This window comes from Pontibacter saemangeumensis, from assembly GCF_039541895.1.
GTDB classification, from domain to species: Bacteria; Bacteroidota; Bacteroidia; order Cytophagales; family Hymenobacteraceae; genus Pontibacter; species Pontibacter saemangeumensis.
In genome coordinates, this window is record NZ_BAABHC010000010.1 from 14,914 (window position 1) to 29,495 (window position 14,582).

Below are 14,582 nucleotides of genomic sequence, written 5' to 3' on the forward strand. Positions count from 1 at the left end.
CATATGAGCTTTCCAACCAAGTCGCCTGCTGTCACCACAGCGGGTTTGTTAATCTCGCTGGGCATCATCTACGGGGACATCGGCACCTCGCCGCTGTACGTGATGAAGGCTATTGTGGGGGATGCGCTGATATCCGAAACGTTGGTCTATGGCGGGATCTCCTGCGTTTTCTGGACGCTGACGCTTCAGACAACCGTTAAATACGTGCTGCTCACCCTGCAGGCCGACAACAACGGGGAAGGCGGCATCTTTTCGCTGTACACCCTGATCCGCCGGCGGGCGGCGTGGCTTATTGTGCCTGCGATGGTGGGTGGCGCGGCGCTGCTGGCAGACGGCATCATTACGCCTCCCATCTCCATCTCGTCCGCCGTCGAGGGGCTCCGCATTATCTACCCGGACATCCCGACGGTTCCCATTGTGCTGGCCATTCTCTCTGGCCTGTTCCTGATGCAGAGCTTCGGTACTGAGATCGTCGGCAAGGCCTTCGGGCCTGTGATGCTGCTCTGGTTCACGATGCTGAGCGTTCTCGGGGCGTCCTCGGTTGTCCAACATCCGGAGATCCTGAGAGCCTTCAACCCAGCTTATGCCTATGAGTTGCTTGTAAGCTACCCGAACGGGTTCTGGCTGCTGGGCGCCGTGTTTTTGTGTACCACTGGGGCAGAGGCGCTATATTCTGATTTGGGCCACTGCGGCCGACTGAACATCCGGCTGAGCTGGATATTTGTGAAGAGCAGTCTCCTGCTCAACTACCTGGGGCAGGGCGCCTGGCTCATGACGCAGGAAGGAAAGCACCTGGTCGGCAACCCTTTCTACCACCTGATGCCCGATTGGTTCCTGCTGGCGGGTATCACCGTCGCCACCATTGCCGCCATCATCGCCAGCCAGGCGTTGATCTCGGGTTCCTTCACGCTTATCAGCGAAGCCATCCGGCTGAACCTGTGGCCCCGTGTGCAGCTGGTGTACCCCACTAACCTGAAGGGTCAGTTATATATACCGAGCGTTAACTGGCTGCTTTGGATAGGCTGCGTAGGCGTGGTGCTTTATTTCAGGGAGTCAGCGCATATGGAAGCAGCATACGGGCTGGCCATCACCGCCGCCATGCTCTCCACCACCCTGCTGATGGCTTCTTACCTCTATACCCGGTTCAAATCCCACTTGCTGTCAAAGCTATTCCTGGTGGTTTACCTCTCCATTGAAATCGCTTTCCTGATCGCGAACCTAAGCAAGTTCCAGCACGGTGGCTGGGTGTCGATGTTGATCGGCTTCCTGCTGCTGTCGGTGATGTATATATGGATCAGCGCCTTCTACATCAAGCACAGCCTGACAGAGTATGTGCGGCTGAAGCATTACCTGCCCGCGCTGCAGGAACTGAGCGCCGATGAAACCGTGCCGAAGTACACCACCCACCTCGTGTTTATGACCAGCGCGCCCGATCCTAAAAAAATAGAGTCGAAGGTGATCTACTCCATTTTCCAAAAGCGGCCCAAGCGCGCGGATATCTACTGGTTCATCCATGTGGAGACGACTGACGCCCCCTATACCTCCGAATACAAAGTGCGGCATATCGCCGAGGGAGACGTGATCCGGATTGACTTCAGGCTGGGGTTCCGGGTGGAGCAGCGCATCAACCTGTTCTTCCGGAAAGTGGTGGAAGAACTGGTGAGCAACGGGGAAGTGGACATCACCAGCCGTTACCCTTCGCTGAGCAGGCAGCAGATGATCGGGGATTTCAGGTTTGTGGTGCTGGAGAAATACCTTTCCGTGGAGAACGACCTTCCCCTTAATAAAAGGGTGATCATGCAGTGGTATTTCAATATAAAGGAGTTCGCCACCTCCGAAACGAAGTGGTTCGGGCTGGACACCAGCTCTGTGAAGGTGGAGAAAGTGCCTTTGGTGATCAGGCCGGTGAAGCTGCCGGACCTCAAACGCATTCCAGGATAAGCATGGCACTGACAAGGGAACAAATCACGGCAAAGTTTTCAGTCCGGAAGCTCATTCTCCCGGTGGTGCTCGGGCTGGGCGTGGTCGGCTACATGCTGTACCGGAGTTACGAGCCGGGCCATTTGCAGACGCTGCTGCAGGCGAGCCCGTTCTGGTTGGGCATGTCCTTTCTGGTGCTCTTTGTCCGGGATTTCGGCTACATCTACCGCATCCGGTATATCACTGAAAAGGCACTGGGCTGGAAGCAGAGTTTCCGGGTGATCATGCTCTGGGAGTTCGCCTCCTGCGCCCTGCCTTCGGTGGCCGGCGGCTCTACCGTTGCCTCTTACCTGCTGTACAAAGAGGGCATCCCGCTGGGCAAGTCCATTGCCCAGGTGTTGGTGACAGCCATGCTCGATAACTTTTATTTTCTGCTTGCCGTGCCGGTGGTGGTGCTTGTGATGCAGGGGCAACTGCTGCCTGAGATAGCGGGCGCGGGCGGTACTTTGCTGCAAAGCCTGAAAGGGGCCTTCGTTCTTTCTTACCTGCTGATCGCTGTTTACGCCTGCACCATGGCCTATGCCTTGCTGGTGAACCCTGCCGCCGTGAAGCGCCTGCTTATCTGGGTGGGGCGGCGCAGGGCGCTCCGCAGGTGGCGGGCTTCCCTGTTTCGCCATGCAAACGAGCTTTTGGTCTCCTCCGGGCACCTGCGCACCAAGGGCAGGAGCTATTGGCTGCACGCATCCGTCTCCACTGCCTTTGTCTGGACGGCGCGCTACCTTATCATCGGCTGCCTGATCGCCGCCTTCGCCGACCTGGCCCTGCACGATCACATCGTTATCTTTTCCCGAAACCTTATCTATAAGATCGTGCTGTTCGTCTCGGTCACACCCGGGGCCGCGGGTTTTGCCGAGATTGCCTTCCCGGTCTTTTTCGGCGTGTTTATAGGCAGCTTCACCACCATCGTGATCCTGCTCTACCGGCTCCTTACCTATTACCTCTACCTGGTGGTGGGGGCCTTCGTTTTCCCCCGCTGGGCAGCCCTTGTGTTCCGCGGGGAGAAGGAGGAAGCCTCCCCACAGCCGCTGTTACCTTTGCCCAATCCCACCGAAACGCAGACTACATAGAAACAGCATATGAGCAACACTCTACGGAAACTCACCCGCCGCAAGAGCATCACGGACCTGCAGGCGGACTATGACAGGGACGGCCACATCCAGGGGACCGGCCTGGTGCGCACGCTCCGCCTGAAAGACCTGGTTTCCTTCGGGATAGCGGCGATCATTGGGGCCGGTATCTTCGGCACGATCGGCAACGCCAGCGCGGCCGGCGGGCCGGGTGTGGCGCTGCTTTTCATCTTTACGGCCATCGCCTGCGGATTCTCTGCGCTGTGCTATGCCCAGTTTGCCTCCTCCATCCCCGTTTCAGGCAGTGCCTACACCTATGCCTATGCTTCCTTCGGGGAGCTGGTTGCCTGGATCATCGGCTGGGACTTACTAATGGAGTATGCCATCGGCAACATCGCGGTGGCCATTTCCTGGTCAGACTACTTTACAGCGGTGCTGCGGGGCGTGGGGCTGGGCATGCCGGAGTACCTGACGATGGATTACCTGAGTGCCACCCGCGGATACGAGGCGGCGCAGGGGATGCTGGCCAAGGGGCAAGCGTTTGCCACCTTGCCGGCGGGTATGCAGCAGGCGTACACGGCCTGGCAGCAGGCCCCTGCCCTGGGCAGCGTCCGGCTGGTGGCCGATCTACCGGCATTGGGTATCACGGTGCTCATCACGTACCTGGTGTACATCGGCATCCGGGAATCGAAGCGCACGGCCAACCTGCTGGTGCTGCTTAAGCTGGTCGTGCTCCTGCTCGTCATCGCAGTGGGTGCCTTTTATGTGGACACGGACAACTGGACGCCTTTTGCCCCCAACGGCTTCACGGGCATTCTGAAAGGCGTATCCGCCGTGTTCTTCGCCTACATCGGCTTCGATGCCATCTCCACCACGGCAGAGGAATGCGAGAACCCGCAGCGGGACCTGCCGCGCGCCATGGTTTTTTCCCTGATCATCTGCACGGTGCTGTATGTGGTGCTGGCCCTGGTCCTGACGGGGATGGTGCCTTACGGCGAGCTGGCCGTCGGCGATCCGCTTGCTTTCGTGTTCTCCCGCGTGAACCTCGACTTTATCGCGGGCATTGTGGCCGTGAGCGCCATTATTGCCATGGCCAGCGTGCTGCTGGTGTTCCAGTACGGGCAGCCGCGCATCTGGATGTCCATGAGCCGTGACGGCCTGCTTCCGGGGGCTTTCTCCCGCATCCACCCAAAGCACAAGACACCCTACTTTGCCACCATTGTAACAGGGGTTGTGGTGGCGGTGCCCGCCCTTTTCATGAACCTGACAGAAGTGACGGACCTGACCAGCATCGGCACCCTGTTTGCTTTCGTACTGGTTTGCGGCGGCATTCTCGTGCTGGACCAAAGGCAGGCCGCCTCCGCGCCCAACAGGGGATTCCGGGTGCCTTACATCAATGGGAAGTTCACGTTGCCTATGGTTGTTTTCGCTGCCGCCGCGCTATTGTTTATATATAACGGGCAGGCAGTCGCTTCTTTTTTCAGCACCGAGGGGGGCTGGACCGTTTTCCGGCACAAGCTGCCCCTTTATGGCTTCCTGCTGGTAGTAGCCGTGATGACGGTGCTTACCTTCACCAGAAACCTGTCCCTGATTCCGGTGTTGGGCCTGCTCACCAACCTGTACCTGATGTCGGAGCTGGGCATCACCAACTGGAGCCGCTTCCTGGCGTGGCTGGCGCTCGGCCTTGTCATCTATTTCGCTTACGGGTACCGCAACAGCAAGCTGCGTAAATCAACATCCGTGGAGGCGTAGTTGTACATCCCTTGAAAAGCCGGATAAATTTTCCTGTTTTGCTGCGACAGACTTGCCGGTTAGAAGCGGCGTGATGGGGCACCGGCTTCCCACATGCCAGGGAGAGTTGCGCTACGACAGCCAGCCCTTCCTGCGGAACGACAGGTAGATAGCCAGCGTCACCATCCCTATCACGGCCAGCACCGCCGGGTACCCCCGCGTCTTCCCCAGCTCGGGCATGAAGTTGAAGTTCATCCCGTAGACGCCCACGATAAAGGTGCGCGGCAGGAAAAAGGCCGAGAAAACAGTAAGCACCCGCATCACCTCGTTGGTCTTCTGCGAGGAGAGCGAGAGGGAGTTGTTGATCAGAGCTTCTACATAAAAGGCAGCGAGCAGCACTGGGAGAAAAATCCGGCAGCGCTGGAGGCGGGGGGACGGGGTAAAAGCGTGTGGGTGGACCTGCAGGAGCCCATAGAGGGGCAGGAGGTGGCGGCGCACAGCAAGGCGGAGGTGCTGGAGGATCTGTTGCTGCGGCACGGAATAACGCTACCTAAGCATTAAGGGGCCAGCCCATCACACTAGTTGTGTTGCATACAATTTTTAAGATTCAATCCCCGCTTACAATTCAGGAGCCCCACGTTTCCGGGACAATATTGCGTAACAAAAGGTGAAATCCCCCTTACCACGCGGAGGCAGGGAAGTGAGGCATTCGGTCAGGTGACCCTAAACAGGGCACATGGACTGAAGCAGCTGCAGATAAGACGCTCCGACAGGCACACAGTTGCCCCTGATGGACACCTGGTGGCGCTCTATCCTGTCTATCTTTTCCCTGGCGACTATATAAGAGCGGTGCAGGCGGACAAACCGCTCGGCAGGCAGTGATTCGCTTAGCTCGCCAAGGGTCACCCGCGACAGCAGCTTTTTCCCTTCCAGCACGAAGGTCACGTAATTGCCCGCCGCCTCGAGGTAGAGAATCTCCTCATAGTGTACTTTCACCTGCTCGAAACCGACCTTCAGGAAAAGGTAATCCCTGGGGACAGCGGGGTTGCCCCGCAGCTGAAACAGCTCCTGCGCCTTGTTGCAGGCCTTCACGAACCTGGCCAGCGAGAAGGGCTTGAGCAAATAATCGATGGCATCCAGCTCAAAGCTGGTGACGGCATGCTCAGAGTAGGCGGTGGTGAAAACCACCAGCGGCTTTCGCTGCAGGCTGGCCACGAACTCCAGCCCGGAGATGTCGGGCATCTTGATGTCCAGGAAAAGCAGGTCCACCGGCTCGTTCTGCAGGTAGTCAAGCGCTTTGAAAGCATCTGTGAAGCAGGCCACCAGTTCCAGGAAAGGCACTTTGGCCGCCAGGGACCGTACCACCTCCAGCGCCATCGGTTCATCGTCTATCGCTATTGCCTTCATGCTATACGCTCGTCAGTTGCTCTTTCCTCCAACACGCCACATGCCCCTGCCCGCTCACAGCTGGAGCGTCAGGTGCACGAAGAATTCCGCGGGCGTCTCCCGGATGGCCAGCTCATGCCTTCCCGGGTAGAGCAGGGCCAGGCGCTGCCTCACGTTCTCCAGCCCTATCCCCGGCGTGTCTTTCTCCGGGTCCTGCCCCTGTCTGGGGTGGGTGCTGTTGTAGACATCAAAGTACAGCTTGTTTTGCTCGCAATGCAAGGTTACCCTGATCCAGGACTTCTGCTGCAGGCTGATCCCGTGCTTGAAGGCGTTCTCCACAAAGGGGATAAGCAGCATCGGCGCAATATGCGCATCGCCCACCACCTCCGCTATCCCGGTCTGGATCACGATGTCCGGCGAGGTGGAGGTGCGCAGCATCTGCAGCTCGATGTAGTTGCGCATATACGCGATCTCGCGCGCGAGCAGTATCTTCTGCTGGTGGTTCTCGTGCAGCATGAAGCGCATCATGTCGCCGAGCATCTGGATGCCCTGGGCGGTGCGCTCGCTACTCTCCTGCAGGGCCGTGCCGTAGAGGGTGTTGAGGGCGTTAAAGAGGAAGTGTGGGTTGATCTGGGAGCGGAGGAAGTCCAGGTTCGCGTTGGACCGGCCCAGCTCCTTCTTCAGCACGCGCAGCTCCTGGTCCCCCTTCAGGTGGCGCTTGAACAGCACCCAGGAAAGCGGCACGGTGATGAGCAGCTGGAAGGCAACGTTAAACACGCTGAAGCCAAAGGCGCTGTCCTCCTGGTGGGTCAGCAGCAGCACCAAAACGGCTACGGGCAAAAAGGACAGGGCCAGCAGCAAGGCGGATCTCAGCGCATAGTCCCTGAACGGGTGCTTCCTGCTGAGCGCTTTAGGCAGCAGGGAATGGAAGGAGTAGCAGTACAGGGCTATCCCACAGAGGGACAGCACCCCCCAGAACACAACCAGCTCTCCGTCGGCATTGACCATCAAGAGCAGGAACATGCTCACCATCCACAGCACAAAGGCGACAAGGCCGTCCCTTGTGATCATCCTATACCTTTCCTGAATGTCGGCCGAGTTAGAAAGCAGGTAGAGCCCGGAGGACTTGATCACCCAATACAGCCCGAACATGAGCAACAGCCAGAAGGCGCGGTGGAAACTGCCCTGGAAGAGGAAGTCGTAGGTCTGCTGCACCGTGCGGTACTCCCGGAAGAGGTAGCCTTTGGAATATGTGTCGAGCACCCCGATCACCGATCCCATGGCCAGGAAGGTCAGCAAGATCAGCAAGACATTCAGGAACAGCCGCTCCTTCCGCATCAGCCTTGGGGCCACCACGAAGTTCAGCAGCAAAAAAGCCAGGTAAAGCAAGGCGTACCGCATCAGCTGGGGGACGAAGTAATGCTTGTAATAGTGAAAGGGGATCCCCGCCTCCTCAAACAGCGCCTCGTTCGGAAGGTCAGCGGTCGAAAGGGAGAACACCGCGAAAACGAAGATGGCGGTGGCGGCCCAGAATTCCACCTTATGCTGTTCATAAGGCTTCTCGATAAAGTTTTTTAGAGCAAGGTCATGCATAGGGCAATGATCGTTTAAAGAAATGAGGGATAAAAAATAGGATGGAAGCCTGAAAGCGCGGGACAGAGAAAGCAGGGGGACCCTGCACAGGCGCATGGGCGGCGGGAATATGCTTCCCTTCCAAAGAGGATATAAAAGCCTGTGCGTTACCGCCCCTATGGCTCCCTCCTGGCCAGCGCCTCGCCCAAACAGCATTCCTGTTGCCTGTATCCGTCGGTGCGGCCGATATAGTCGCTGTATAGCACCCACGCCACCCTGTTAACGATCTCGCCCAGCAAGCGATACCCCATGCTGTTATAGTCAAGATCCTCCCGGGGAACGGGGGCGGGCCGCTGCAGGCGCGCCGCCCCCCGGCCATCGTTCCGGGCACGTGCCGGGTTCGTGCCGGTTAGGAGGTGAGGGGGAGTAGGCAAGCCTGTCACGGCCTCCCACCGCCACGGGCCGTCCGTGTAAAGGGACAGCCTTTCAGGGACAGGTTGGTGAACACAGCCCTGAGGCCGCGAGTTTGAAAGGCGGCCCGCGGCCGTGAGCGCGGCGGCAGTGAGCAGGAGGACAACAAGGCCGAAGCTTGTCCTGCGCCTCCTGGTGCGCGCGGGAAGCCATCGCCACAGGCTGTGAGTTCTCATAGCGGTCATCGTTTTATAGTGTATATGGACGTTTCGGAAGCAAGGTTAAGGATGGATCGGCACAACCTAAACTAAATGTGACGGACACGGCGAAAAAAGTGATGAAAAGGACAGGGAGTGGGCATCCGCCTGTTTGCCTCTGAGGGAGCCTCCCAATAAGCGTGGCGGGCGCACCCGTTGCGCCGGAGGAACCGCCACTTGGGATTACTCCCTTTGGCTGGAGGCTCTCCAGGTGGTAAAGCGCCCTGCTGCAGCCCATCTCAGAAAGCATAACCAGGAACCGTCCGCGCTGTCACACCAGCGCGACTCGCCCGGCACGGGGAGGCAGTGGAAGGCGTGGAAGCACATCGCAGGTTCGCCTATTGGGGATCGGGAGCGGGCGAAGAAGACATACGCGCGGCGGCTTTTATCGTTTGATCAGCCCTTCAGCCGGAGCCAGCCGCCGCCCTGCAGCAGGGCGTTCCGCACCCGGCGCAGGTCGTACAGGGCATGGGCATAGCGCTCCCCGGCCGTGCCCGGGTCGCCGGCCAGGTACTCGGCCAGGGTCGTGTAGGCCTGGTCCAGGGACTCGGCCAGGCCCGAGGGGCCGTCGTCGGCCATCACCGCCCGCAGCAGCGGGGCCGCGTCGAAAGGGCGGTTCAGGGAGCCCCCGCACGGGCGAGGGGTAGAAAAGGGGTCGTCTTGTGCCGGGGGGGTGGTTTCTTCGTTCATGGCTCCTTGCCGTTTCCTGCGTGTCGGGACACGCCGGTTTTGTTGATCACATGCTACTCGTCTTCATGGCTACACTCCTGCAACAGGCACCGCGGGCAGTACGAAAATGCAGCTATATCCCCAGTAACACAAGGTAATCACACCGCCGTTTGTAACATGGGATTTAGCCGGTGATTATTTATCCAAAATCCTATTATGCGGGAGAAACGCATTTTTCGGGCTGAAATAATTGAAATTTAAAGGGCGATTTGCAACATGGGCAGGTTAAAAAAATAATGGTATTCTTAAAATATAGCCTCCTTTGAAAGTCATTTTCTTCCCTTTTGTAACATGCATACAGAACGATGGCCCAGACTCCTCCCAATCAGACACCATAGAGGAGTATATACCCGAGCCGTTACTATATAATAAAACTATATATAGGTATGTTCGTATTTCCGGGAATGACAAAAAATATTCCTGTACAATGAAGAAATTATACCTGCTGCCCCTCCTGTGCTTCCTCACCCTGGCCTCCTGCAAAGATGACAAGGAGCTTCCGGTGCCCCAGCCTGAACCGGAAGTGCCGGTGCCTGGCGAACCTGACCCGGAGACCGAAGCCAAAGAGGTTGCATTCAGCTTCAGATACGACCCTCGTCCGGAGGGGATTGAGGACTTTGAGCTGATTCTGTCACTAAACGACAGCATCATTCTGCTCGACACCCTGATTGCGGCAAGGACCCATCATAACTTAGTGGTGAAGTCCGATAAAACGAAATTCGATGTGACCACCGTCTACTCAGACCCGGCCACAGGCAAGTACACTATGAAGACTTACGTCCAGGTGAACCCGAACAACTGGCATGTCAAAGATTATCGTACCCGCACAGTGCAGGGGGAAACGCAGGTGAGCACGGTGCATTACTCCAATGTTACTGACATTAAGCGCCATAGATTTTCATCCGAGGGAACCAATAGATATGAGGGAGATTTCCATCGTGACAATCTGACTATGAAATATGACAGGCTGCTGCCGTCTGACTTAACCTACCTGCTGCTGCCCAACACGGGGAAGTACATCTTCGCAGAAGCCGGGACAGAGGAGACACATGTGGACTTTTCAGAGGCAATCACAGCAGAGAGACACATGTTCAACAAGCCGCCCGGCGTGGACGCCATCACCGCGTTCCTATGGGGGTACGCCAAAGCTGGCGACTACAGTAAGCAGCTGTTGCTCTATGCCCACACTAGCATGCCTGGTGATGACTACAATCTGCTCTATCCTTCCACCGTCATTGAGGAGTTCGAATTGGGTCTGAGCTATGATGACGCCGAAGGCTCCCGGCATTCATACGGCTATGCCGGTACAACCGTCCCCACTGAGGTGGACATGCTGGCCAAGGCTGATTTTACCGTCACGCGGGCCGAGTTCGATAACTTTGGGATTGAGTTTGAAGAGGACGGCCCAATGTCCTACGAGATGATGTGGGAGCCCAGGGAGTCTGACCTGAACGCACAATGGTATGTATACCTTTCTCCGGAGGAAACAACTTTCAATGCAAAAGAATTTTTAGGAAACTTGGGTGCTGAGCTCCTGGAAGGGAAAGATACTACCAGGTTCAGCCTCTCTTTCATCTCCTCGATGAAGGCTGAAGGTTATACGTTCCAATCTTACCATGATTACCTGAACAACCAGGAAGCCTATCTAAGAAAAGAAATGAGGCAGTACCGGCTAATAAGCAAGAGGTTCCGATAAGCCAAAGGCATAGGAGGTCTCTCCGGTTGTGAGAGACTTCTTCCAATACCTTCCCTCGCGCCGTCAAAGGTATGCTGTCAGTAACCTTCCGGCAGAAAGCGATTAACAACAAAGGGAGGCGCTAATCCTCCCCATGCTTTTAAGCCACCTGACTACAAGGTAGCTTTACTGTTTACCACATCACGCTGCTCTTACAGTGAATCGATTACTTCCGGCACGTTGTTCATAGGAGAGTTCACCAGAGGGGATACAGCAAAGGCTTTCATTTCGCCCGCTTCGAAAGGCTTCAGCAGCGAGAGCAGATCCTGTTAAAGATAGAAAATCATAATGCATAAAAAATTTGATACTCATCGTAACCCCAGCCTACATAATAAAGCTATGTGTACCTACTAATTAATACAGTTTTCCTTAGATCACATAAGGATGCCATAACGAACCCCATACATAAAATAGACGAAGATGAAGCGTAATTGGCTGGTTAGCCTAATGATTGTGATTGCCCTGGTTACAAGTTGCGATGATGAAAAATCAGACACGCCTGTCCCGGTCATAAACCCGGCGCGCATCAACGCCCCACCATCCGCATTCCAGGCGGAGGTATTAAATAGAACAAAGAACAAAGCCCTTCTCGAATGGACAAAGGCCATTGACCCGGATAAAGACAAAGTGGCTTACTCCGTCTTTTTAGAAGGCCGGAAGGTGGCTACAGACCTCGACTCAACCACATATACGATCCAAGGGCTTACCCCTAAAACCGAATATAAAGGATATGTGCTAGCGTACGACCCGCAGCGGGATTCCACGCGTTCTGATTTCACCTTCACAACCAAAAGCCCCTACACAACTTTCAGCAAGTATTATCCGGTAAGTAAGGAGTCTGCCCGCAGCAGCTCCATTGTTGAGACCTTTGATCAGGGCTATGTGATTACCGGAACCATTCATAGCATCAGCATGGGCCAATGGATGATGTTCGCTACAAAGATTGATTCTTTGGGTAACCAGCAATGGAGTACCACTTCTGAGCATAACACGGCGGACAGTGATGTCGCAGTAACGGAGACAGAGGACAGGGGGCTGCTATTGGCCGCAAAAAATATCGTGTTAAAGCTCAATGCTCATGGAGATATACTGTGGGAGAAGAAACTACAGCTGCCGGGTGTAATCAACGCCGTAGTAGAGGCCAATGACAACAGCTTGTACGCGGTCGGCGCAATTGGCCACAAGAGCAAAGACATTAATTCACAAGCCTTGTTAATGAAACTTGATGCCGGTGGAAACCTGCTCTGGGAAAAAAGGTATGGTACGGCAGAATATAATAATGCAAAGGACATTGTAGCGTCTCCCTCAGAAGGCTTCATGCTGTTGTGCGAGACTGGAACTTACGAAGACATGGACTTCCAGGTGATGAGCGCTGATGCCCAGGGGGAGATCCGGTGGCAGCGGACGTACGGAGACCGGCGATATGACTTTCCCGCTCAGTTAAAAGCCACATTGGACGGAGGGTACATCATGGCCGGGAGCAGTTGGGGAGAATACAACTTTAGCGAAATGCGGGCAATAAAAATCGACGAAGCTGGCAATGAGATATGGAATAAGTCCTTTAACAACGGCGTCTCCTTTCAGACAAAAGCTGTTGCTGTGACCGATGACGGGGGGTGTATTCTGACCGGCTACATGAACCCCACCTATGGCGACAAGCTGTTTGTTGGTCTCTTCAAGCTAGATTCAAGCGGGGAAAAATCCTGGGGACATTCGTATGGTGAAGGGACGGGAGGGGGCTTTGGCAGTGACCTGCTACAGACACCGGATAGAGGCTATATGGTGGCAGCCTCCTCTTCGTACTACATTGACCACCCTATATGGGTGCTAAAGCTCGACCCAGAGGGGAAATATGATGAGTAGTTCGAAGAAACGGTATGTGCTATATGCTCTAATCTGAAAAAGAGCCAGCGATAAAGTTTCGCGTCAACACCCCTATAATTCAACCATAGAACAGCTTGATGGACCTTACGCACTTACATGCTTCCCTTATGCGCAACGCAATCTATGTCCTCCTCGCGCTTCTCCTTGTGCTAATTTCCTGTGAAAAGGAAGATCCGGAACCTGTCAAAACTACTTACGAAATACCGCTGAACAAGAGCATCGTCAAAGACGTCACCCCTAACAGTGTTGTATTCCAGTATAAAGTCTCCGCTGTCGAAGTGTCTGAAACGGGGATCTACATCGCGAAGGACTCTTCTGCCCTTGCACCCGCTGCTGTCTCCGGCGCTTTGAATGTGGCTGAGTACAACACGAAGCATGACGCCTACTCTGTTAGTGTCGATGGACTTGAGCCATACACCAACTACTGGTACACAGTCAAAATCAAGGATGTGCAGGGCAAGGTTTCATACACCAAAGCGGCAGGGTTCGAAACTGCAGGGTTTAATCTGGCATGGCGGGAAGGGTTCTCAGGAAGTATAGAATCAAAGGGCACTTCATACGAAACCCTTTACCTTACTGCTGAATATGCAGATACTGAATTAAACAGATATGCGGTCTCTTTTGGTGGCGCCATACTTAACCTTGTGGCTGTCGAAAAAAAAGAGGGGAGTGACAAATTTACTTTTGTCATTCAGGTTCCTAAAGAAGTGCCGCCAGGAGCTGGCAGCCTCTCGGTGTACTATGGAAGCAGAAAGATTTTTGAGGACGGCCTAAGGATAGAGCAGGGAAACGTATTCGATGCTATCAAGGTTTCCCAATACGAACACCCATACAACAACCTGGCGTATTATAAATACAACGGCAAGGTTCACATTATCAACTTGAATAATAGATACCGCCAGCATGCCTGGAGCCCGAGCACAAAGCAGTGGGAAGAGACGTCGGTGCCTACACCGGAAGAGCTGATAGAGGGGATGGAAGGGCATGAGATTGACGGCAAAATCTATTTCGGGGGTATTTCCAAAAGAGGCTTTTATGTCGGTCAGACTTATATTGGATGCCAGGAGCGCATATATGCCTATGATCCTGTCAAGGAAGAGTGGGAGTTCTACCCCTTCTATTCGTCTTCCAACAGCAATGAATTTTTGCGGCCAAACGGTTCTTTTGTCTATCAGAACAAGCTTTACTGCATTGGGAGGCAGTTAAGGGTTGTAGATGGCGCTGCCCAGGAAAAGGTCTTGCTCCAGGTGTTCAACCCGGCCGACAAAAGCTGGGAGGTGGTGATGGAGCTCCAAAGCGCGACGTGGGGCTATAAGGGAATCGCCATACAGGGCAGGATCTATGTTGTGGCAGCGGAAGAAAAGGACCAGTACGCTGCCACCGTCACTTTCAGGCACAGGCTCTACGAACTGGATCTGGCGTCGAGGAAACTGATAAAAAAAGCTGACCTGGTTATCGATGGTGAAGAAAGGGGCTCACTGGGGCCGAACCTGTTCGAGTACAGGGGCCATCTTTTCGTATATGGGGGCAAGAGCAGCATTGGCTATTATGGAGCAGGAACAACCGGCATGTATGAATACGCGCCAGAGGCAGATTCCTGGACCGAGATATTCCCTACGAACGCAGATATTCCAAGCCAAAACAGTTTTTGCTATGTCATCGATGACAGGATTTACCTGGGGCTTGGTTTGAATCCGTCGACGTACAAATCAAGAGGCATCTATGAAATAAAAATAAAGTAGATCAACTGCTTCTGTATATCTGCCGCACATAGAAAATGTGTATTATGTTTAGTCCTACTACGGTAACAGCTGTAAGCGGCTGAGGAAT

General features: G+C 55.0%; 11 protein-coding genes. 6 read left to right on the plus strand and 5 right to left on the minus strand.

What is annotated here, in order from left to right; genetic code table 11:
• The first annotated feature begins 3 nt into the window (after positions 1–3).
• From ABD920_RS09450 to ABD920_RS09460, 3 genes are read left to right on the plus strand one after another with little or no spacing between them, the layout of a single operon-like run.
• On the plus strand, positions 4–1,941 hold the full coding sequence (locus ABD920_RS09450; RefSeq protein WP_345158548.1) for a KUP/HAK/KT family potassium transporter: 1,938 nt from the start codon (positions 4–6) through the stop codon (positions 1,939–1,941).
• A 2-nt stretch (positions 1,942–1,943) separates the two neighbouring features.
• Complete coding sequence (locus ABD920_RS09455; RefSeq protein ID WP_345158550.1) at positions 1,944–3,047, plus strand: lysylphosphatidylglycerol synthase transmembrane domain-containing protein; 1,104 nt, start codon at positions 1,944–1,946, stop codon at positions 3,045–3,047.
• A gap of 9 nt (positions 3,048–3,056) precedes the next feature.
• Positions 3,057–4,799, plus strand: coding sequence for an amino acid permease (locus ABD920_RS09460; protein ID WP_345158551.1), 1,743 nt, complete (start codon positions 3,057–3,059; stop codon positions 4,797–4,799).
• Between the two features lie 111 nt (positions 4,800–4,910).
• On the opposite strand, the gene ABD920_RS09465 is transcribed toward ABD920_RS09460, so the two are convergent.
• The 5 genes from ABD920_RS09465 to ABD920_RS09485 form a co-directional block, all read right to left on the minus strand.
• A complete protein-coding gene (locus ABD920_RS09465; RefSeq protein WP_345158553.1) occupies positions 4,911–5,315 on the minus strand; it encodes a CorA family divalent cation transporter in 405 nt (134 codons plus the stop codon).
• Between the two features lie 186 nt (positions 5,316–5,501).
• Entirely contained in the window at positions 5,502–6,185 is a 684-nt protein-coding gene (locus tag ABD920_RS09470) for a LytR/AlgR family response regulator transcription factor (RefSeq protein ID WP_345158555.1), read from the minus strand.
• A 54-nt stretch (positions 6,186–6,239) separates the two neighbouring features.
• Positions 6,240–7,757, minus strand: a complete 1,518-nt coding sequence (locus ABD920_RS09475; protein WP_345158557.1) for a sensor histidine kinase — start codon at positions 7,755–7,757, stop codon at positions 6,240–6,242.
• A gap of 155 nt (positions 7,758–7,912) precedes the next feature.
• On the minus strand, positions 7,913–8,383 hold the full coding sequence (locus ABD920_RS09480; protein ID WP_345158559.1) for a hypothetical protein: 471 nt from the start codon (positions 8,381–8,383) through the stop codon (positions 7,913–7,915).
• A gap of 417 nt (positions 8,384–8,800) precedes the next feature.
• On the minus strand, positions 8,801–9,094 hold the full coding sequence (locus ABD920_RS09485; RefSeq protein ID WP_345158560.1) for a hypothetical protein: 294 nt from the start codon (positions 9,092–9,094) through the stop codon (positions 8,801–8,803).
• A 466-nt stretch (positions 9,095–9,560) separates the two neighbouring features.
• On the opposite strand from ABD920_RS09485, the gene ABD920_RS09490 reads away from it, so the two are divergent.
• The 3 genes from ABD920_RS09490 (at position 9,561) to ABD920_RS09500 (ending at position 14,494) form a co-directional block, all read left to right on the plus strand.
• Entirely contained in the window at positions 9,561–10,829 is a 1,269-nt protein-coding gene (locus tag ABD920_RS09490) for a hypothetical protein (RefSeq protein WP_345158562.1), read from the plus strand.
• Positions 10,830–11,288: 459 nt separating this feature from the next.
• Entirely contained in the window at positions 11,289–12,731 is a 1,443-nt protein-coding gene (locus ABD920_RS09495) for a fibronectin type III domain-containing protein (RefSeq protein WP_345158564.1), read from the plus strand.
• Between the two features lie 128 nt (positions 12,732–12,859).
• Positions 12,860–14,494 (plus strand): Kelch repeat-containing protein, encoded by a 1,635-nt coding sequence (locus ABD920_RS09500; protein WP_345158566.1) that lies wholly within the window; start codon positions 12,860–12,862, stop codon positions 14,492–14,494.
• Positions 14,495–14,582 lie beyond the last annotated feature (88 nt).